A 20,365-nucleotide genomic window follows, 5' to 3' on the forward strand; every position below is an offset into this window, starting at 1 on the left:
AGTCACACAGAGACTGCGATGCCCATCACGTCGTCCTTGCTAAAGTCAACGTGGTGAACTTTCTTTGCATGTTCTTGGACGGTTCGTACGAGTTCGTCGTCATCGTCGGATTCGGCTTCAAAATCACAGTCGAATCCGGCTTCTCGGCAGTTTACGTGTTTTGACACGGGTAACACCACCACGAATGTGGCACGGTACCATACGCGAGCCAATTAGATAATCGTTGAGACGACGAAAAGCCCCACGACTATCACCAGAGAGAGCCTCAAATCTCGTATGCAGGTCGCCATCCTCACCGTCGGCAACGAGTTGCTCGCGGGTGATATCGAAAACACGAACGCGACGTGGTTAGCCCGGCGACTCACCGAGGGAGGTGCGACAGTGACACGAGTTCAGACGGTCCCCGACGACCACGAGGTCATTGCCGACGTTGTTGCCGAGTGGAGCGACGCCTTCGATGCGGTCATCGTCACCGGCGGGTTGGGCGGGACGCCGGACGACATCACGATGGAAGCGGTCGCCGCCGGGATGGGAAGAGAGTTCGTCCTCAACGACGAGGCGGCCGAACAAGTGACAGCGACAATCGAGGCGATTCTGGAACGACGGCCCGATATCGACTTCGAACTCGACGTGGCGTGGTACGCGTCGATGCCCGAAGGAGCCGAAGTATTGCCGAATAGCGAGGGACTCGCACCCGGGTGTTTGGCGGGGAACGTCTACGTCCTGCCCGGCATCCCCGAAGAGATGAAACCGATGTTCGAGTCCATCGCCGAGCGGTTCGCAGGCGAGCGCCACTCTCAGTCGTGGTACGCGAACGTCCCCGAGGGCGCAGTTGCAGAGATACTCACCGAGGTACAGGGGCGGTTCGACGTGGAGGTCGGAAGCTACCCGAACCGGGGTGGGCCAACACGGATCAAACTCACCGCAGGCGACGAGAGAGAACTCGATGCGGCGAGTTCGTGGTTCGAAGCCAACGTCTCGATGGAACTGTTCGAGACGGAGCAATTGGCAGTAGAATCCAAAGAGAGTCGAACTTAGCGAGGTGAGATGAGCCCCGAATCGGGTCGCGGCATCGCATCGAGTGAGCCACGACTGCGGATGATGTTGAAGGCGGTCACGAGGTCCGACCGGGAGACGAGTCCGACGAGGACGTCATCGTCGTCAATCACTGGGAGGCGACCCACACCGCGCTCTTGCATGAGTGCGATAGCGTCCATCGCGTCGGCATCGGGGCTGATTGTCGCGAGTTCGTGGCTCATCACGTCCTCGACGCGGTAGGCATCGCGCTCGACTTCTCTCACTGAGCGGGCGTCGTCGAGCGTCACCATACCAACCAAATCGCCGTCTCGGAGGACGGGATAGCCGGTGTGGCGTTCGATGAACATCTGTTGGAGCAGGTCGGTGACACTCGTCGTCTCTTCGACGGTGCTGAGGTTCTCGCGGGCGGTCATGATATCGCGGACGACCACGTCTTGGAACGTCGCTTTGAGGACGCTCTGTTGGGCCTCACCGGACGCGCCGATGTAGATGAAGAACGCGAGCGCGACGAGAAAGAGGTTGAAGAACAACCCGAAGATGCCGAGTAGGAAGGCGAAGACCTTCCCGACTTCGGCGGCCATCTGCGTGGCTTTCGCGTGCGGGCGAGTGCGAGCGAGGAGTGCCCGGAGGACGCGCCCGCCGTCCATCGGGAACCCGGGGAGCATGTTGAACACCGCGAGCGTGATGTTCATCAGCGCGAGGTAGCCGAGGACGAACTTGAATTCGGGGAGGGAACTCGGGGCGACGAGGAACCCGGCGTAGGCGACGATGCCGATGAGGATGGAGACGACCGGCCCCGCGATTGCGATGGTGAGTTCTTGTTTCCAGTCTTCGGGGATGTCGGTAAAGCGGGCGACGCCGCCGAAGAGCCAGAGCGTAATCGACTCGATAGTGTAGCCGTAGCGCATGGCGACGAGCGAGTGGCCGAACTCGTGGAGAAGCACGCCGAGGAACAACCCCGTCGCGGCGGCGGTGCCGAGTATCCACTGGGTCGGCGGCGTGGCGAGCGCGGCCCCGTCGATTGTGGAACCGAAGAGGTCGTTCACGAGCGCGGTGAGTTGCGCCACGTCGGTGCCGATGAGCCACGCGAAGAGTGGGAGCACTACGAGGAACGTCAGGTCCAACTTAATCGGGATGCCGAAGGCGCTTCCGATTCGAATACCTCGCATACCGGCTACTAGCCGTGGAAGGGTCTTAAGCAATCAGGCTCGTTTCACAGGGGAAAGCTTACGCGGGCCGGTGATGCCTAGCAGTACATGAGCGATTCTCGACCGAACCCAGTTGTCAAACGCGGCAACGACATCGAGTACGACGCCGTCGGCGCGGCCGCGGGGATGAAAAAGGGCGTCCTCATCTCGGATGCGGACGGCGCACCGAACTTCGCGATTCGCCGATTCGTCCTCGACGCTGGTGCGGAAGTGCCCAAGCACACCAACGAAGTCGAACACGAACAACACGTTCTCTCGGGAACTTACGTCGTTGGCATCGGTGACGAAGAGTACGAAGTCGGAGCGGGTGACTCACTCTTTATTCCTGCTGGTGTGGTCCACTGGTATCGAAACGAATCCGACGACGAAGGCTCGTTCCTCTGTGCGGTCCCGAACGGCGACGACGAAATCGTTCTCGCCGAAGACGCAGACGAACCGCTGAAATAGCCCCTCTCCATATCACCTATCGTGTCTCAACAGGTCACCCGCGTGGACACGCTCTTTCTCCACCAAACGGGAGCAGACTATCTCGTCGTCGTCCGCCGAGACGGCAAGCGGGTACTCCGCGGGAAACTCGAACTGAAAGAGACGAACGCCGGACCGCGTCCACTGCGATTCCTCGTCATGCGAAAGGGGCAGGAAGACCCACGCGACCCCTCGAAGTTCGTCGACCTCGCCCGCGCAGCATCGCGCATTCGCATCTCGCAACAGACCTCACAGGCGGGCCGCCAAGAGCTGAAAGAGATGCTCGACGGCTACCAGTTAGAGGCGCTCGTCGTCCGCACCTGTCGGCGGTGTTCTTCGAGCAGTCGCTACTCGCCGATTACCGACGATACAGCCATCAAAGCCGAACGCGAGTACATCTGCCACGACTGCGCCGTCAAGGAACTCGAACAGGAACTCTCCTTCGCTGGCGGCCTCACGAGAGCGGCCCAGGACCGCCTCGAAGAACTCCTCTTCGAGACCCAAGACCTCACGAAAATCACGAACCTCCTCCAAGGAGAGTTGGACCCCGACCTCACGAAGTTCGACACCATCAGTGCGACGACGGAGGACGTGGACCTCGTCGAAACCGATTCCGTGGATATCCATCCGAATCTGAAGTCGATGCTGACGGGACGATTCGACACCCTCCTCCCGGTACAGAGTCTCTCTGTGAACAACGGCCTCCTCCAAGGCGACGACCAACTCGTCGTGAGTGCGACGGCGACAGGGAAGACGCTCATCGGTGAGATGGCGGGCATCGACCGCATGCTCAAGGGCAAGGGGAAGATGCTCTTTCTGGTCCCTCTCGTCGCGCTCGCCAACCAGAAACACGAGGACTTCAAGGAACGCTACGGCCACCTCGGGAAGGTGACGATTCGCGTCGGCGCGAGCAGAATCAACGACGACGGCAACCGATTCGACCCCGGCGCGGACGTTATCGTCGGCACCTACGAAGGTATCGACCACGCACTCCGGACGGGCAAAGACCTCGGCGACATCGGAACCGTCGTCATCGACGAGGTCCACACCCTGAAAGAAGAAGAGCGCGGCCACCGCCTCGACGGGATGATTTCTCGGCTCAAGTACTACTGCGAGAAGCGCACTCGTCAGCACGAGGGCTACGACGGCGCACAGTGGATTTACCTCTCTGCGACCGTCGGGAATCCGAAGTGGCTGAGCGAGAATCTGCGTGCCAAACTCATCGAGTACGAAGACCGCCCGATTCCAATCGAGCGCCACGTCACGTTCGCCAACGGCCAGGAGAAACCGCGAATTGAGAACCGACTCGTCAAGCGGGCGTTCGACACCAAGTCCTCGAAAGGCTACCGGGGGCAGACGATTATCTTCACCAACTCGCGGCGTCGGTGTCACGAGATCTCGCGTAAACTCGAATACAACGCCGCGCCATACCACGCCGGGTTGGACTACAAACGCAGAAAGCGGGTCGAACGGCAGTTCGCCAATCAGGACCTCGCCGCAGTCGTCACGACCGCCGCGCTCGCCGCCGGTGTGGACTTCCCGGCCTCGCAGGTCATCTTCGACACGCTCGCGATGGGTATCGAGTGGCTCTCGGTCCAAGAGTTCAGCCAGATGCTTGGGCGGGCAGGTCGACCCGACTACCACGACAGAGGGACCGTCTATCTCCTCGTCGAACCCGACGCGAGTTATCACAACACGATGGAGATGACCGAAGACGAAGTCGCGTTCAAACTCCTGAAAGGCGAGATGGAGGAGGTTCGAACAGTGTACGACGAGTCTTCGGCGGTCGAAGAGACCTTAGCAAACATCGTCGTCGCCGGGAAGAAAGCAAAATCGCTCAACGATAGGATGCTCGGCGATGTCCCAACCACCCACGCAGTCGGGAAACTGCTCGAATGGGACTTCATCGATGGACTCCAACCGACGCCGCTCGGTCGCGCGATTACGTCGCACTTCCTCTCGCCTGCCGACGCCTTCCGCATCCTCAACGGCATCCGAAATGGCTTGTCGCCCTACGATATCGTTGCCGACCTCGAACTGGCCGACGAAGGCCGATAAGAGAGCAGTTTTCGGCCGGTCACGTTTTCTGAGCTGTCGGTGTGGAGTGGTCACAATGCCGCCACGCTTTTCGGGTGCCAGCGCGTCCCTCTGCGCGTGGTAGGGATTACGCCGGGTATCGTCGTCGTCTTTCTCGTTATCATTCTCGCCTTGCTGTTGTTTGCAACCGAGCCGGTTCCGGTTGACGTGACGGCAATCGGCATTATGGTGACGCTCATGCTCATCCAACCGGCGTCAGCGGCGCTGGTCTCCGTTGGCATACTCGCAGAGCCAATCGTGCTGTTCGAGTCGTACCCCGGCGACGCACTATCTGGCTTTGCGAACACGGCGACACTGACGGTGCTTGCGATGTTCATTCTGAGCGAGGGCATCCAGCGAACCGGCGTTATCCAGATGCTCGGCGCGAAGATATCAACATTCACCGGCAACAGCGAGTTGAAGCAACTCGGTGCGACTGTCGGTCTCGTCGGGCCGATTTCCGGCTTTATCAACAACACCGCCGCAGTCGCTATCTTACTCCCGATGGTGACCGACCTCGCAGAACGCGGCGGGACCTCGCCCTCGAAACTACTCTTGCCGCTCTCGTACGCCTCGATGTTCGGAGGCATGCTGACGATCATCGGCACCTCCACGAACATCCTTGCAAGCGACGTATACTCGCGGATTACAGGCGAAGCGGGGTTTTCGATGTTCGAGTTCACTGCGCTCGGTGCGGTCGTGATGGTCGTCGGCATGGTCTACTTGCTGACTGTCGGGCGAACGCTCACTCCCATGCGCATCGAACCGCGCCGTGACCTCACAGAAGAGTTCGAGATGGCAGACTACCTGACGGAAGTCGTCGTCCGCGCCGACTCGCCACTCATCGGACAACAGGTGCAAAAGGCGCTCGTCGAGACGGAATTCGACGTCGACTTGCTCCAACTGATTCGCGGCGAGACGGTGTTTCTCGAACCACTCGGGCCGAAAGAAATCCAAGCAGGTGACGTGTTCACGGTCAGGACCGACCGCAACACGCTCGTCAACCTCATCGACGTCGAGGGGCTCGACCTCATGCCCATCACGGTCACCGAAGACGACCTCGAAATTGCCGATAAAGGGCAGAACCTCGTCGAAGTCGTCGTCGCACCCGGTTCGTCGCTCGTTGGCGAGTCGCTCGCGTCCGCGGGTTTCCGCCAACGCTACGACGCGACAGTCCTCGCTGTCCGGCGTGGTGGCGAACTCATTCGCCGTCGCATGGACAATCTTCCGCTCCGCGTCGGTGACACCCTGCTGGTACAGGCGACCGTCGAGAGTGTCGAACGCCTCGACCTGAATCGAGACTTCATCGTCGCCCAAGAAATCGAACGCCACGACTACCGAGACGGAAAGATTCCAGTCGCACTCGGTATCGTCGCGGGCGTCGTCGGTCTCGCCGCGCTCGATATCCTCCCAATCGTCGTCGCGGCGCTTCTCGGCGCACTGTTGATGGTAGTGACCCGATGTCTTCGCCCGACCGAACTGTACGACGCCGTCCAATGGGACGTTATCTTTCTCCTCGCCGGGGTCATCCCCCTCGGCATCGCGATGGAGAACTCGGGGGCCGCAGAGTTGCTCGCGTCGATGGTCGTCATGACCGGCGATTTCCTCCCACTACTCGCCGTCTTGGGCGTGTTCTACCTCGTGACCGCCCTCTTGACGAACGTCATCTCGAACAACGCGAGTGTCGTACTCATGATTCCAGTCGCTATCGAAGCGGCGACGACGTTGGGCGCGCGACCGTTCTCGTTCGTCGTCGCGGTCATGTTCGCGGCATCGACGGCGTTCATGACGCCCGTTGGGTATCAGACGAATCTGTTCGTCTACGGTCCCGGCGGCTACAAGTTCACGGACTATATCCGCGTTGGAGGACCGCTCCAACTGGTATTCGCGGTTGTAACGACTCTCGGGGTGGCGTATTTCTTCCCACTGGTTTGAAACGACGGAACGAAACCCTTTAGAACGAGACGGCATGACGAATAAACGCGGGACCGTGGGTTAGCCTGGTATACTTCGGGCCTTGGGTGCCCGTGACCCCGGTTCAAATCCGGGCGGTCCCATCCGATTTTGCGACGAACAAACGTGAGGAGTAAATCGTATCCGAGCGACCGGTTTGAACCAAGGAGTGAAGCGAAGCGGAACGACTGAGGTTCACAATCCGGGCGGTCCCACTTCTATGCGAACTCACCTACCGAGCATCGCGTAGCGTGTACGAGGGACACCGAGTTCGCAGTGTGTGGACGAAAGTCGGATTTGAACCCGACGAGACCGAACGAAGTGAGGTCTCGGCATGGTTCACAATCCGGGTGGCCTCACTCCTTCGTCGGCAACGACGCGTAGCCCACACCGTTCGTACTCGAGAATTTGTCCCCTCCACATAGGCCGGTTCGGACGACAGCCGAGCGACTAACCATGAGTACCGACAGCGTACGCTGAACGCTGGAGAGTGTAGAAAATCAAAAAGTCGTCAACACAAAGCGCGCCAGTGGGGACCTGTACGCAATGAACTCGATAGTTCCGTTATCGGAGGGCTGAAGCGAGTTCAGAGAGGGAGAATAGCTCTGTTCCAGCGTACGAAATCTCGTGGGCCGAAGCGTCGTAGGTGACCACTCCAGCCTCCTCGAGGACCGGGAGGTGGTAGTGGTGGAGAGAGATTGCAATCTCGTCGGGGCAGGCGGGGACAGATTCGGGCGTATTCGCCTCGGCGAGTGCTGTCGCTACTGCGCTCAGGGTCTCGGTTCCCTCAGACTGGTCGAGTCGTTTGAGGAGTTCACTCCGTTGGCTATCAGTGTGGATCGTGGCGAGTACGTCCCACTGTGCTTGGCCAACTGCCGTCAGCCGTTGTTTGGTGAGTGGACCGCCATCGACGTCGGGGTGTGTCCGGAGAGAGAGTACACCCCGGTCTTCGTCCACGGTTATCAGCCCGGCGGCCACAAGTTTTGGCAAGTGGGTGTGATGGAGTTCGATAGCAACGCTGTCAGGGGACAGCGACTTACCATCCGAAATGTCAGATGCGAGTGCGAGCGTGAGGAGCGAAGACAGTTCAGTCGTCGAAACTGGGGTTCGCTCCAGCAACACGCGCAAGATAGCCCGTCGGAAGGGCTCTTCGAGGACCCGAATCGTGGAGGGCGAACACGCACACAGTTTGAGTGCATTCTGTCGGGGGTGCGGTCGGTAGTCTGAGCTCATCGCTATTTGCTTGTGGATGCCGTTCCGAATAGCCCCGACGCCCAAATATTTTGGTACTCATTCCGTGTTTGCTAACTATACAGAAGGGTGTGACGACCCACTCATCAGATGTTCCAACAATCCGCTTCCGTTGACGGAAGAGCTAAGCGAGTTGACGAGGACACTGGACTACGATGGGGAGCGGAAGTAAAGAGCGACTTACAGAGACGCTCGCCGTGTTCGAGCGAACTGAGTACCCCGGTGAACCGCTTACGACCCGTGAGGTGAGCGACAACCTCGATTGCACCCGCCGCGCCGCGTACAACCGATTAGAGCAACTCGCCAATTCCGGTGCGCTCGAAACGAAAAAGGTCGGGGCACGCGGGCGTGTCTGGTGGCGTCCGTCGTTGGATACGGCCACAACAAGTAACGGAGACGCGAGAGACAACCGTGAACTCGCACGGTACGAGGCAGCAATCGAAACCATTGGAGACGGCGTTTACATCGTCGACGACGAGAGTCGATTTCTCATGGTGAACCGAGCAGAGTGTGAACTCACTGGATACGACCGTTCGGAACTCCTCGGCGCACACGGGTCGCTCGTCACGACGGAAGCGGACCTCGCGTTGGCCGAGCGACGACGTGACGACCTCGTTGAACTCGGTGACGGCGTCACGACCGTCGAGACGACGCTCGTCACGAAAGACGGCCAAGAGATTCCGGTAGAGACCCAGTTTGCGCTTCTTCCGCTGGGGGACGACAGATACGGTCGCGTCGGCGTCGTCCGCGACATCCGAGAACGCAAACAGCGCCAGCGAGAGATCGAAACGCAGGTTCGCCAGCAAGAAGTCATTACCGAACTCGGTCACCTCGCGCTCGAATCCCGCGATATCGACCGTCTGATGCAGCGAGTATCGACCGTCGTCGCCGACACACTCGGCAACGACTACTGCAAGGTCCTCGAACTCGATGCGTCGAACGAGGAACTGTTACTTCGGCAAGGAACAGGGTGGGACGACGGTATCGTCGGCCACGTGAGTGTCTCAGCCACCGAAGACGACTCACAGGCGGCCTACACCCTCCAAACAGCACAACCGGTCGTCGTCGAAGACCTCAGCGAAGAGCGTCGATTTAGCGGGCCTGAGTTACTGACGTCGCACGAGGTGTTGAGTGGAATCAGTACGATCATCGGTCCATTCGACGACCCGTGGGGAATTCTCGGAACGCACGACTGTGAGCGAAAAACGTTCACCGACCACGACGTGAACTTCGTCCAATCGGTCGCTCACATTCTCACCGCAGCGATTAATCGACAGGAGTACGAGCGCCAACTCGAACATTACGAGACCATCGTCGAAACCATCGACGACGGGGTGTACGTCCTCGACGAAGACTATCACTTCACCAAAGTCAACCAGGCCTACAGTGAGATGATGGGGTACAGTCGGTCGGAGTTGCTCGGTGCGCACTGTTCGCTCGTCGTCGGCGAAGAAATTTCGAAGCAAGCGGCCGACTGGTCACGCTCGCTGGTCGGCAACGACGACCACGCGATGCTCGAAGCCGAAATCGAGCGGGCGGACGGGTCTCAATTCTACGCCGAGAGTCGGTTTACGCCGTTACCGAAAGCCGAGAGCAAAGCGAACGACGACCTGTTTGGCGGAACCGTTGGTGTGGTCCGCGATACGACTCGGCGACGTGAGCGCGAGCGACAACTCGAACGTCGGCGCGAACAACTCGTCGCACTGAACGACCTGAACGACGTCATTCACGGCATCACGGACGCCGTCATCAGTCAATCGACCCGAGCAGAGGTCGAACAGGTAGTCTGTGACCGATTCGCCGATACTGAAACCACTCAATTCGCGTGGATTGGAGAACTCGAACGCTCGCTCGATAGCGTTCGCATCAAAGCGACTTCGGGATGCGGCGAGATTTCGGGAATGGACCTCTCTATCGATGCGGAACGTCGCACGGCCTACGGTGAGATGGTCGCCGACGCACTTCAAACCCAAACGGTCCAAGTCAGACACAACGATGCTGCCGACGAATGGATGCAAGGCAAGACAGACACGGCCGATGTTGCCGACCAGTTATTCCGGACGCTCCTCACCGAAAGTCAGGTTCGGTCCACCGTCTGCATTCCCATCGTCCACGAGGGACTTATATTCGGCGTGTTGACAGTTTCGACGGACCGAATCGGTGCGTTTGGCGACGACGAACGGGGAGCGATCACGCACCTCGGAGAACTCATCGGTCACTCGTTTGCGAGTATCGAGCGCAAGCGGGCACTGATGAGCCAAGAAGTCGTCGAGCTTCAGTTCCGAACGCCTGACTTTGGGGAGATACTCGGTATCTCGTCGGAACTGGAGGGGACGGTCACGATCGAGAAAACGGTCGAGGTGAGCGAGGAACAATATCTCGCCTACGGAACAGTCACAGACGAGGGCCTCGATGCACTGAAAAAGCTCTTCGAGGCCAATTCGGGGTGGGACGAACTCTCGCTCAGCGAGTCTGCCTCAGGAGAGCAAACGTTCCAAATCTCACTCTCGAAAGCACCGGTCACTTCCGAAGTCGCCGAACAAGGCGGTGAGGTAGTCGAATCACGTATCGTCGATGGGACGATTCACCTTCGTTTCCACTTACCGCCCGGTACAGACGTTCGAGCCATCACCGACGTGGTGCAGACGGCGTATCCAGGGACCAAGATGACCGCGCGGCGGCAGGTGAACCGGCTCGAACCAGACGTCGAGGATACGCTGACCAACGAACTAACCGACCGCCAGCGCGCCAGCCTCGAAGCGAGTTTCCACGCTGGCTTTTTCGAGTGGCCACGAGCTAGTTCGGGCGAAGATATCGCAGAATTGCTCGACATCAGCCCCTCGACGTTCCACCAACACCTCCGAACTGCCGAGCGGAAAGTGTTCGACTCGTTGCTGAGCTGACGAGGGTGAAACACCCGAGGAGAGGGATGGTCTCACACACCCCAAATCAACGCGATACCTGCGACGGTGACGACAGAAAGCAGTAATTGAAGCGGTGCACCAATGCGAAAGTAGTCTGTGAATTTGTAGCCGCCGGGACCGTAGACGAACAGGTTCGTCTGATAACCGATAGGGCCGAGAAACGACGTTGAAGCGGCGAACGTCACCGCGAGGACGAACGAAAACGGACTCGCACCAATCGTCGTTGCGGCGGCCGCAGCGACGGGAATCATGAGTACCACGCTCGCGTTATTGCTGATAACTTCGGTGACGAGGCCGGTTGCAATGTAGAACAACCAAAGGACGACGATGACGGGAAACACGTTCGCGGCGGCAGCGACGCCGGTTCCGAGCAGTGTCGCCGCTCCGGTCTGTTCGAGGGCGATGCCGAGTGGAATCACGCCAGCGAGGAGGAAGATGACGTTCCAATCCACAGAGCTGTACAGTTCGTTGGGTTTGAGCACACCGGCGACGACCATAGCGACGACTCCTGCCAGCGCAGTAACGAGGATATCCTGTTGGAACCCGGCGAGAAGGAGGAACTGTGGTAGACCAGTCACCGACGCGAGTGACTCGCCGACTGCGGCCCACGGAACCGCAACAAAGCCGACGACACCCACCATGATGGCGATTGCGTGGGGGATTTTCTCGGTTCGATAGCCCGGTTCCGGGGCCTCTTGGGCGAGAATGAAATCCCGGTTCTGTGCGAGTCGGTCGATACTACCTGAGTCGGCTTGGATGAGCAGTGTGTCACCGGCACGGATTCGAAGTCCTTCGAGTCGGTCACGAAACACCTCGCCACGGCTACGTAGCGCGAGGACGTTTGCGTCGTATCGCTCGCGGAAGGTCGAACTATCGAGTGTCTCCCCGACGAGTGTCGAACGAACTGGGATAACGACCTCGAGGATGCTCTGAAGCGTCTGTGGTGACTCGATATCTGACGCCGTGTCAATCGAACTCCGAATCGTTAGGTCGTCGGCGACAGCGAGACGTTGAAGTGTCTCTCTGCTGGCGCGAATCAAGAGCATGTCACCGGGGCGTATCTCTTTCGCGCCTAGCGGGTCAGAGAAGCGCTCGCCGTCTCTGATGAGCTGAAGAATGTGGGCGTCGAACATCTCGGGGTCGATTATCTCTTCGACAGTCTGACCCACGATGGATGACGCCTCTTCGACGATGACCTCAGAGAGGTAATCTTCCATCTCGTACTCTTCGACGTAGTCCTCTTCGGGTGGAATTCGCTCGGGGAGCAAGCGATGGCCAACGGTGACGAGGTACACCGACCCGGTGACGAGCACGATGACCCCGAGCGTGGTGAACTCGAAGAACGAAAAGGGGTGTAACTCAGGGTACGTCTCCGAGAGTCGTGCCGCAGTGTTACTGGCGAGGATGTTGGTCGAAGTGCCGATGAGCGTCAGCATCCCACCAAACTGTGATGCGTAGGAGAGCGGGATGAGAAGCTTCGATGGCGACGTCTTTCCTTTGTGTGCGACATCAGAGATGACGGGAACCAGAATCGCAACGACTGGCGTGTTGTTGATAAAACCGGAGACAGGACCGACGACACTGATTGTCGCGGCCAACTGCCGGGTGAGGCTCTCGCCGGAGAATCGCGAAATTCGTCGACCAAGTGTCTGGACGAGTCCAGTTTGACTGATACCCGCACTGAGAATCAACATGGCGAGAACCGTAATGGTCGCCGGACTCGAAAAGCCGGAGATACCTTCAGACACAGAAATCTCTGTCCATGGTTCCAACACCATGAGCGCGACCATCACCGCAATCGCCGTCACGTCGATTGGAAGCCACTCCGTGACGAACAACACGATTGCGGCCACGAGAATCGCACCGACAACGAGCATTCCCGACGTCACTCTGTCGAGAACGAGTGTCCCCAGTAGTAGTGACTGAATGACAGGAAGCACACCGGAAGGACGTGAGCAGGCTAAAAGAAACTTTTTCAGAAGTTACTAAAACGATTTCAGCACCACCACGTGTCACCGGGGCATCACCACAAGGTACACCACGAACGACGTACAGCACCACCTATGGACAGTCGCGTCGCATCCGCACTCGCTCACGCGTTCCCCGTCCGCGACATCGCCGAGATGCACGCCACCGGCCCGTCGTGGAACGACAGCAACCACACGGTTGGTGTCGAGTTCGAAGACGGGACACACGTCTTCGCCAAAATCTCGGTCGACGGCGATAGTACCCGAATCGCCCGCGAGCGCGCAGTTATCGAGCGTGTTGGGGCCGATGAGTTGGTTCCCACACCGAACGTCGTCGCACACGACCCAGACCACGAAATCCCGTATCTCGTGACAGCACCGGTCGATGGGCAGGTCGTCTTGGAACTGTGGGACGACGGAGACAAAACCGAACTTATCCGAAGTGTTGGGGCGGCACTGGCCCGAGTACACTCGATGACGTTCGACGCCCACGGGAACATCGTCGGTGGCGGTCCAAACGAACTCGAATTCGAGCGTGGGCAGTGGGCAGACGTGCTTTCTGGCCGAATCGAGCAGATGCGTGGACTCGCCTCAGACGACAGATTCGACGCTCACTTCGACCGAGTGAAAGACGCCGTCTTGCGGAATCGTGACGTGTTGGACGCCGCACCGGCGACACTCGTTCACGGCGACCCGGCACAACCGAACTCCTTCCAGAGAGACGACGAAACCGGGTTCTTGGACTGGGAAATCACCCACATCGGCGACCCTGCCCGCGAACTACACCGAGCGCAGAGCCAACAGTTCGGCTCGTTTCGGTCGTCCGACCCGGAACACCTCGTCTCCGCACTGCACGACGGATATCGGTCGGTCGCAGGAGACCTCCCTCGCGGATACGCCGAGCGCAAGCCCATCTACGAAGCAGTCCGGTTCCTCGGCGTCAGTGGCTACATCGACAAGTGGTTGGAGTTAGTGGACGAACCCGAGTCCGAGTTCACCACGTCGGTCGAAGCCGAGATGGAGCGCCGACTCGCCGAACTGTAGGTGTCGTCGTGGCCGAGTCCGATTACTCACCGGGCAGTACTCAATCGAACAGAGTTAAAGAGAGAATTGTTCGCACCCTCAATTACCGAGTTCATCGCCGTAGCGTTCGTAGGTAATCGTCAGTTTGCCTGTCGATGGGCGCTGGACCGCGTCTCGAAGCACGTTGAACTCCTGAAGGAGTTTGCTTCCGTCGTCTGTCCCCGCTTCGACGTGCCGAGACTCTTCTCGAACGGTGTCGTACACTTGTTCGAGCATCCGTTGTACAGCGTACAAATCCGATTTTGAGTCGATGGCGAACGTAGCCTTGTAGTGTGACATACAGACGGTTGACGTTACAGGCGGTTAACACTCGTTATGCTGTGTTGGGCCGACGCCGAAGGCGTGTACAATCCAATTCTCTCAGAGTCCAGCGCAAGGACGTGACAGTGACCTGCGTTAGTATGAATTCGCTCACTCTGCAACAGCTACTTACCCCGTGAGAAACTATCGTATGACACGGAACTCGAATAGTACGCGTTTGGTTCTCACCGAGAAGGCCACTTGAAGCGGAATACTCCGCTCAGCACCTTCCCTTTTCTCTTCGCGCGATGGTCGCGTGGGACGCACGGCTAGCGAACAGTTCCACAAAACCCATTCGGTGTGAATATATGAACGGCACAACCACAGCAACTCCACTCAGTGAACTGTTCGACATCCTCAGCAATGAGTACCGTCGTCGAATTCTCTGGGCACTCGTGACTCCCCAAGCAGAAGCCAACAGAGGAATCAAACTAAATCTGCTCGCGCATGAGCGTAATGAACCCGATATACTTCGACTCAAACTTATCCACACCCATCTTCCCAAACTGAACAATCACCGGTTCATCGACTGGGATGGAGAAACAGAGACGCTTGAACGTGGCCCTCGGTTCAGTGAAATCGAGCCATTGCTTCGGTTGATGGATGCCCATCAAGACGAGTTGCCAGACGGTTGGCCATAGTTGGCTCCCCTGTCGCATAGCTGGTCTTCCCCTGTAGAACAGTCGAGACACCGTTCTTCGTCCAAGCTACTAACCGACGCTATCCGAACTGTACGGGGCGAATCAGCGTCGTGTTCGACCCACTCGTGTTCGTGTCAGTCTCGTTCGAGCGAGCGATGACGTATCGCTGGCCGACCATCGGGTCCAGCAGGCTATCGACGGGCGCGCGGTCGTCACGCAATATCGGCACGTCGTCGGTCGGTTCGCTGTTACGGTAGGACGAAATCTCAGACGAGAGGTCGATGCCGATATCACGGCGTTCGTTCCGTGCTTGGAGTTCTTCACTGGTGACGAGCGTCGAATCTTTCGTGGCCACGACTTCGATGTTCTGGACGACGACACCGCCCACGGTGGGGAAACTGTAGACCTGCGGGTAGACCTGCTGTATCGTCTTGTACTCGGCGCGGTAGAACTGAGAGGCCGGGCCGCTCGGGGCAGAGATGACGTTGGCGACGAGGACGCCATCTTCGTCCAAGCGGTCGGCGGTGAGTTGCATGAATTCGACGGTGGTGAGTTCGAACGGCACCTTGTCTTTCCGGTAGGCGTCGAGGACGATGACGTCGTACGTCTCGTCGGTCTCTTCGAGGTACCGGCGACCGTCCATCGTGTAGATGTTGAGGCGGTCAGACTCTTCGATAGCGAAGTACTGTTTGGCAGTCGAGACGACTTCGGGGTCGATTTCGACCACGTCCACGGTCACGTTCGGGTAGGTTTCGAGAAACACCCGCGGGCCGGTGAACCCGCCGCCACCGACGAAGAGTACGCGCTCTACGTCCTCGGAGTAGAGAAATGGCGTATGGAAGTGCGACGTGTAGTCGAAGACGTGCCGCGTTGGTTGGTCGAGGTCCATCGCGCTGTGGGGTTGGCCGTCGAGATAGAGCGTTCGTGTGCCGCCGGAATCGACGACGCGGAGCTCTTGATACGCAGTCTGGGTATGATAGACGGAGTTTCCGGCGGTGTCGAGGCCGATACCGCCCGTGACCGCGCCCGCAACGAGGAGTATCGTCACGGCGATGCTCCAGACTGCTTCGTCGCCACCGATGTTCGGTCGAAGCAGTGCGAGCGCCGTTACGACCGAGAGCAGGCCGAAGATGAGTCCAATTTCGGCGACGCTGAGCGTCGGAATGAGGAAGAACGTCGTGGCGAACGCGCCGACAATGCTTCCAATCGTGCCGACAGCGTAGACGTGACCCGAAGCGGCACCGACGTTGGTTTGGTCGGACAGTTCGGCGGCGTAGGGGCTGACGAAACCCAGCAAGTAGGTCGGCGGCCCGAAGAGGACGGTAATCGCGGGGAGCGACGCGAATCGACTCGGAAGCGGAATCCCAGCGAGTGACTGCAACATCAGTTCGCCGAAGAGAATCAACCCGGCCACGTAGAACGCAGTCGCAACGAACAGGCGGGCAAGTCGGGGATTCGATGCCCGCACCGCCGCTTGTTTTCCGCCGCGATAGTAGCCGAGGCTCAGCGCGGCGAGAAAGACGCCGATGATGCTTCCCCACGTGTAGATACTACTGCCGAACTCCGGAGCGATGAGTCGTCCCGCGAGAATCTCCAGGCCCATGCTGGCGACGCCGGAGACGAACACCGCCAACTCGGGGCGCGTCAACTGCATGGACGAAAGGGAGGGCGTCTCTGCCATGGCACACGTAGGGAGAGACAGGTAATAAACCACACAACGGCGGAAAACGAGCGATGCCGCCCGAAGCTTCATACCAGATGACGGGACCAAACCCGCCGTGTCGTTGGTTCCACTCTCGGAACTCGCTCGGGCCGCGTACTGTCCGCGTCAACTCTACTATGCGCGACAGGACGACGAGCGAGCGCCACCGCCCGAAGTCAGTTCGATTCGCACCCTCGCGTTCGAGTACCCACAGTTGCTCGCCGCGAGCGACGAGGAACTCCGAAGTTCGCCGGTTGCATCGTCGCCAACGACCTACCGAGCGAATCTCACTCGACTCCGCGACCGAGACGTGTGGGACGACATCACCGACCCACTCGCCCGCGACACACTCGTGACCGGGAAAGACTGCCGCGGTATCGCCCACAAACTCGTCGGTGACCCACCGATTCCAGTACTCGTCTCGCCCGGCGAACCACCGGAACGCGGCGTATGGGAACCACAGCGAGTTCGCGCAGTCGGACTGGCGAAGGCGCTCGCGTGGGAGCGCGAAGAAGCAGTCGAGCGGGCCATCGTGGAGTATCCAGCCTACGGCATCGTCCGAACGGTTCGGCTCACGGTTCACAACACGGCGGCCTATCGGCGGGCGCTCACGATTGCTCGAACACTGGATTTCGTGCCGCCGCGACTCGGGAACTCAGCGAAGTGTGAGTCGTGCGAGTACCGGACGATGTGTGGAGTAAAAACGCGGTCGTTGAAGTCGCTCTTGGGGTTCTAATGCTCGTCCAACCACGCCGCAATCTCGTCGGCCATCGCACCGTGACGGTGGATGATTCCCTGTCCGGGGTCCACGACCGTACTCTCAGTTCCGGGGGCATCACCGCCGTCGACGACGACAGCGGCCTGTTCACGGATTTCGTCGGAGAGTTGGTCGGGGTGCGTAATCGAGCCAGTTCCCGAGCGATTGGCGCTCGTCGCGGTGACGGGTGTTCCGGCCTCACTGAAGAGTCGCTGTGCGAGTTCGTGGTCGGGAATACGGACACCGACCCGGTCGCGGCCGCCGACGAGAACGTCCGGAAGCGACTCGCGGCGTTCGACGACGACGGTCACCGGACCGGGGAGGAACCGACGCATGAAAGCTTCCTCGCGGTCGGTTGCGACGACGTACTCCAGTGCGGCATCGACATCAGGGAATCCCGCAGAGAGTGGTTTGTCGCGGCTCCGTCCTTTGATTTCGAAGACGCGTTCGACAGCCGTAGCGTTCGTCGCGTCGGCACCCATCCCGTAGACGGTCTCGGTCGGGTAGACGACGGCCTCGCCGTGCTGAATCGCACTCGCGGCCTGCGTCACGATGTCGTCACTCATATCGAGACGGATGTGAGCGGTCAGAAAAAGCGTGACGAAGCGCGGTTACAGGCTGGAAACCGCGTCGGCAACCTCGTCGTAGTCGGGGAAGTCCGGCCACGTCTCGGCGACCCACTGGTACTGAATCTCTCGGTCCTCGTCGAGGAGGAACACTGCGGGTCGATGCTCCGTGATGCCGTTCATCGCGTCGAGGTCGTGTTCGAGACCGTACTCGGTGGCGACGCCAGCAGCGGGGTCCGAGAAGACCTGTGCATCGACGTCGCGCTCTTTGAGGAGCGTCTTGTGTTCATAGGGCGACGAAATCGAGATTCCCACCGTTCGAATCTCCTCGAGGACGCCATGGTCACGCAGGTTGTTCCAGACGTACGTCGTGGGGAACGCGCCATCCATCGGATGGAAGACGAGTAGAACTGGTTCTTCGTCGGTAAGGTCCGACAGTGACGCGTCTTCCCAGAACTCTTGGTTGACGAGTGGTCGCGTGAAGTCCGGGGCCGTCTCACCGACGCCAGGTGCGTCGTGTTCGGGGAGTTCGACGATGTCGAAATCGACCATTATGCGGCCTCCTCGTAGGTGTTTTCGAGGTACTCGACGATGTTCGCCGACTCAGACATGGTGACGCCGGTGTTCTCGTCTACGATGGCTGGGACGCTGCGCTTGCCGGAAACACGCTTGACGACGTTCCGGTCGGCGTGCATCGGTTCGACGAACCGCGATTGGTAGTCGAGTCCCTTCTCGTTCAGTACACGAACGACTCGCTCGCAGTACGGGCACGCCTGCAACCGATACAGGGTAATCGCAGGCTGGTCGTCGGACATGGCACACGATTAGAAATCCTGTCGCCTAAGCGCTTCGCTCGCGGGCATCCGCGCCGCAATATCGGTCACGTCGATGCTCCGCTGAACTGGTGGGAACGAGCGAGTCTGACACTCTATGTCATAGCATAGTCTCGAATCGATGGACATCAGCCACCGTCTGGCAAGGAGTAACCCTTAATTTCGCCCCCGCGCAAGTGTTCGTAGTTACATGGGTTTGTCGCCGCTTCATATGCTCCCAGCCACCAAAATCGCGGCCATACAGGCCTCGAACGTGCCGCTGGACGATTTCACGATTGCAATCCTTGGTTCGATTGCGATTCTCATTCTCATCGCCCTCTCGGCGTTCTTCTCGTCTTCCGAGATCGCGATGTTCTCGCTCGCAAAGCACCGCGTCGATTCCCTCGTCGAAGACGGCGTTCCCGGTGCGGAGCGAGTCAAAGCACTGAAAGAGGACCCACACCGTCTGCTCGTCACGATTCTCGTCGGCAACAACGTCGTCAACATCGCGATGTCGGCGCTCGCCACGGGACTCTTGGCCGTCCTCGACTTCTCGCCCGGCCAGTCCGTACTCATCTCGACGCTCGGCATCACGACGCTCGTCTTGCTGTTCGGCGAGAGCGCGCCGAAGTCCTACGCCGTCGAGCACACCGAGTCGTGGTCGCTTCGCATCGCGCGCCCGCTCAAGTACGCCGAGTTATTCTTGATGCCGCTGGTCATCGTCTTCGACTACCTGACGAGGCTCATCAACCGCATCACGGGCGGACAGACTGCAATCGAAGCGACGTACGTCACTCGTGACGAGATTCAAAATCTCATCGAGACGGGCGAGCGCGAGGGTGTCATCGAAGAAGAAGAACGCGAGATGCTGGACCGCATCTTCCGGTTCAACAAGACCATCGCGAAGGAGGTCATGACGCCTCGTCTCGACATGACCGCCGTGCCGAAAGACGCCACTATCGACGAGGCAATCGAGACGTGTGTGCAGGCGGACCACGAACGCGTGCCCGTCTACGACGGCAACCTCGACAACGTCATCGGCATCGTCAACATCCGCAACCTCGTCCGTGAGAAGTACTACGGCGAACGCGGCGTGAAACTCGCAGACATCGTCTCGCCGACCCTGCACGTCCCCGAGTCGAAGAACGTGGACGAACTGATGGCCGAGATGCAGGACACGCGGATGCAGATGGTCATCGTCATCGACGAGTTCGGGACCACTGAGGGCCTCATCACGCTCGAAGACATGGTCGAAGAAATCGTCGGCGACATCCTCGAAGGCGACGAGGAAGAACCGTTCGAGGAGATTAGCGAGAACACCTTCCTCGTCCGCGGCGAGGTCAACATCGACGAAGTGAACGAAGTACTCGAAATCGACCTCCCGGAGGGCGAAGAGTTCGAGACGCTCGCCGGATTCATCTTCAACCGCGCGGGCCGTCTCGTCGAAGAGGGCGAAGAACTCACCTACGACGACGTGATAATCGGCATCGAAGAAGTCGATAACACGCGCATCATGAAAGCGCGCATCGAGACGAACATTGGTCTCGACGACGACGACGAAGAAGAAGAAGAGGCCGAAGTCGAACCCGACGCGTAGATTCGAACCACACTCTTTCTACACT

General features: G+C 59.3%; 18 protein-coding genes and 1 tRNA gene. 9 read left to right on the forward strand and 10 right to left on the reverse strand.

From position 1 onward, the window contains the following. Window positions 1–2 precede the first annotated feature (2 nt). Complete coding sequence (locus ACK509_RS07600; RefSeq protein ID WP_410765879.1) at window positions 3–167, reverse strand: DUF1059 domain-containing protein; 165 nt, start codon at window positions 165–167, stop codon at window positions 3–5. Window positions 168–276: 109 nt separating this feature from the next. On the opposite strand from ACK509_RS07600, the gene ACK509_RS07605 reads away from it, so the two are divergent. After that, the gene (locus tag ACK509_RS07605; RefSeq protein WP_410765880.1) at window positions 277–1,038 is read left to right on the forward strand and encodes a competence/damage-inducible protein A; all 762 of its coding nucleotides are present in this window, start codon (window positions 277–279) and stop codon (window positions 1,036–1,038) included. Here ACK509_RS07605 and ACK509_RS07610 read toward each other — a convergent pair. Beyond that, complete coding sequence (locus tag ACK509_RS07610) at window positions 1,035–2,207, reverse strand: M50 family metallopeptidase (protein WP_410765881.1); 1,173 nt, start codon at window positions 2,205–2,207, stop codon at window positions 1,035–1,037. The two genes, ACK509_RS07605 and ACK509_RS07610, sit on opposite strands and share 4 nt — an antisense overlap. An 87-nt stretch (window positions 2,208–2,294) precedes the next feature. On the opposite strand from ACK509_RS07610, the gene ACK509_RS07615 reads away from it, so the two are divergent. The 4 genes from ACK509_RS07615 to ACK509_RS07630 all read left to right on the forward strand — a co-directional run bounded on the left by ACK509_RS07615 (window position 2,295) and on the right by ACK509_RS07630 (window position 6,844). Then, a complete protein-coding gene (locus ACK509_RS07615; RefSeq protein ID WP_410765882.1) occupies window positions 2,295–2,693 on the forward strand; it encodes a cupin domain-containing protein in 399 nt (132 codons plus the stop codon). 21 nt (window positions 2,694–2,714) lie between these two features. After that, a complete protein-coding gene (locus ACK509_RS07620) occupies window positions 2,715–4,769 on the forward strand; it encodes a DEAD/DEAH box helicase (RefSeq protein WP_410765883.1) in 2,055 nt (684 codons plus the stop codon). Between the two features lie 96 nt (window positions 4,770–4,865). Beyond that, on the forward strand, window positions 4,866–6,722 hold the full coding sequence (locus tag ACK509_RS07625) for an SLC13 family permease (RefSeq protein ID WP_410765884.1): 1,857 nt from the start codon (window positions 4,866–4,868) through the stop codon (window positions 6,720–6,722). Between the two features lie 49 nt (window positions 6,723–6,771). Then, a tRNA-Pro gene (locus ACK509_RS07630) sits at window positions 6,772–6,844 on the forward strand. 460 nt (window positions 6,845–7,304) lie between these two features. Here ACK509_RS07630 and ACK509_RS07635 read toward each other — a convergent pair. After that, complete coding sequence (locus ACK509_RS07635) at window positions 7,305–7,973, reverse strand: hypothetical protein (protein ID WP_410765885.1); 669 nt, start codon at window positions 7,971–7,973, stop codon at window positions 7,305–7,307. Window positions 7,974–8,146: 173 nt separating this feature from the next. Here ACK509_RS07635 and ACK509_RS07640 point away from each other — a divergent pair, with 173 nt between their 5' ends. Beyond that, a complete protein-coding gene (locus ACK509_RS07640) occupies window positions 8,147–10,894 on the forward strand; it encodes a PAS domain S-box protein (RefSeq protein WP_410765886.1) in 2,748 nt (915 codons plus the stop codon). A gap of 32 nt (window positions 10,895–10,926) precedes the next feature. Here the strand turns inward: ACK509_RS07640 and ACK509_RS07645 are convergent, their stop codons facing one another. After that, entirely contained in the window at window positions 10,927–12,792 is a 1,866-nt protein-coding gene (locus tag ACK509_RS07645) for an SLC13 family permease (protein ID WP_410766263.1), read from the reverse strand. A 246-nt stretch (window positions 12,793–13,038) separates the two neighbouring features. On the opposite strand from ACK509_RS07645, the gene ACK509_RS07650 reads away from it, so the two are divergent. After that, on the forward strand, window positions 13,039–13,926 hold the full coding sequence (locus ACK509_RS07650) for a phosphotransferase family protein (protein ID WP_410765887.1): 888 nt from the start codon (window positions 13,039–13,041) through the stop codon (window positions 13,924–13,926). Window positions 13,927–14,004: 78 nt separating this feature from the next. On the opposite strand, the gene ACK509_RS07655 is transcribed toward ACK509_RS07650, so the two are convergent. The 3 genes from ACK509_RS07655 to ACK509_RS07665 all read right to left on the reverse strand — a co-directional run bounded on the left by ACK509_RS07655 (window position 14,005) and on the right by ACK509_RS07665 (window position 16,587). After that, window positions 14,005–14,244 carry a hypothetical protein gene (locus tag ACK509_RS07655; RefSeq protein ID WP_410765888.1) on the reverse strand — a complete coding sequence of 80 codons (240 nt, stop codon included), beginning with the start codon at window positions 14,242–14,244 and terminating at the stop codon, window positions 14,005–14,007. Window positions 14,245–14,696: 452 nt separating this feature from the next. After that, complete coding sequence (locus tag ACK509_RS07660) at window positions 14,697–14,924, reverse strand: hypothetical protein (RefSeq protein ID WP_410765889.1); 228 nt, start codon at window positions 14,922–14,924, stop codon at window positions 14,697–14,699. A 61-nt stretch (window positions 14,925–14,985) separates the two neighbouring features. Beyond that, window positions 14,986–16,587 carry a spermidine synthase gene (locus ACK509_RS07665; protein ID WP_410765890.1) on the reverse strand — a complete coding sequence of 534 codons (1,602 nt, stop codon included), beginning with the start codon at window positions 16,585–16,587 and terminating at the stop codon, window positions 14,986–14,988. A gap of 97 nt (window positions 16,588–16,684) precedes the next feature. Between ACK509_RS07665 and ACK509_RS07670 the strand changes: the two genes are divergently transcribed. Then, window positions 16,685–17,344 (forward strand): hypothetical protein, encoded by a 660-nt coding sequence (locus ACK509_RS07670; RefSeq protein WP_410765891.1) that lies wholly within the window; start codon window positions 16,685–16,687, stop codon window positions 17,342–17,344. Here ACK509_RS07670 and ACK509_RS07675 read toward each other — a convergent pair. From ACK509_RS07675 to ACK509_RS07685, 3 genes are read right to left on the reverse strand one after another with little or no spacing between them, the layout of a single operon-like run. Continuing rightward, window positions 17,341–17,931: an L-threonylcarbamoyladenylate synthase gene (locus tag ACK509_RS07675; RefSeq protein ID WP_410765892.1), complete on the reverse strand. Its 591-nt coding sequence runs from the start codon at window positions 17,929–17,931 to the stop codon at window positions 17,341–17,343. The two genes, ACK509_RS07670 and ACK509_RS07675, sit on opposite strands and share 4 nt — an antisense overlap. Before the next feature lie 45 nt (window positions 17,932–17,976). Further along, complete coding sequence (locus tag ACK509_RS07680) at window positions 17,977–18,483, reverse strand: redoxin domain-containing protein (RefSeq protein ID WP_410765893.1); 507 nt, start codon at window positions 18,481–18,483, stop codon at window positions 17,977–17,979. Continuing rightward, window positions 18,483–18,746: a glutaredoxin family protein gene (locus tag ACK509_RS07685; protein ID WP_410765894.1), complete on the reverse strand. Its 264-nt coding sequence runs from the start codon at window positions 18,744–18,746 to the stop codon at window positions 18,483–18,485. The genes ACK509_RS07680 and ACK509_RS07685 overlap by 1 nt, the downstream gene beginning before the upstream one ends. A gap of 208 nt (window positions 18,747–18,954) precedes the next feature. Here ACK509_RS07685 and ACK509_RS07690 point away from each other — a divergent pair, with 208 nt between their 5' ends. Next, on the forward strand, window positions 18,955–20,340 hold the full coding sequence (locus tag ACK509_RS07690; RefSeq protein ID WP_410765895.1) for a hemolysin family protein: 1,386 nt from the start codon (window positions 18,955–18,957) through the stop codon (window positions 20,338–20,340). The last annotated feature ends 25 nt before the right edge of the window (window positions 20,341–20,365 follow it).

The organism is Haloferax sp. DFSO60 (genome assembly GCF_046557615.1).
In the GTDB taxonomy this organism is placed as follows: domain Archaea; phylum Halobacteriota; class Halobacteria; order Halobacteriales; family Haloferacaceae; genus Haloferax.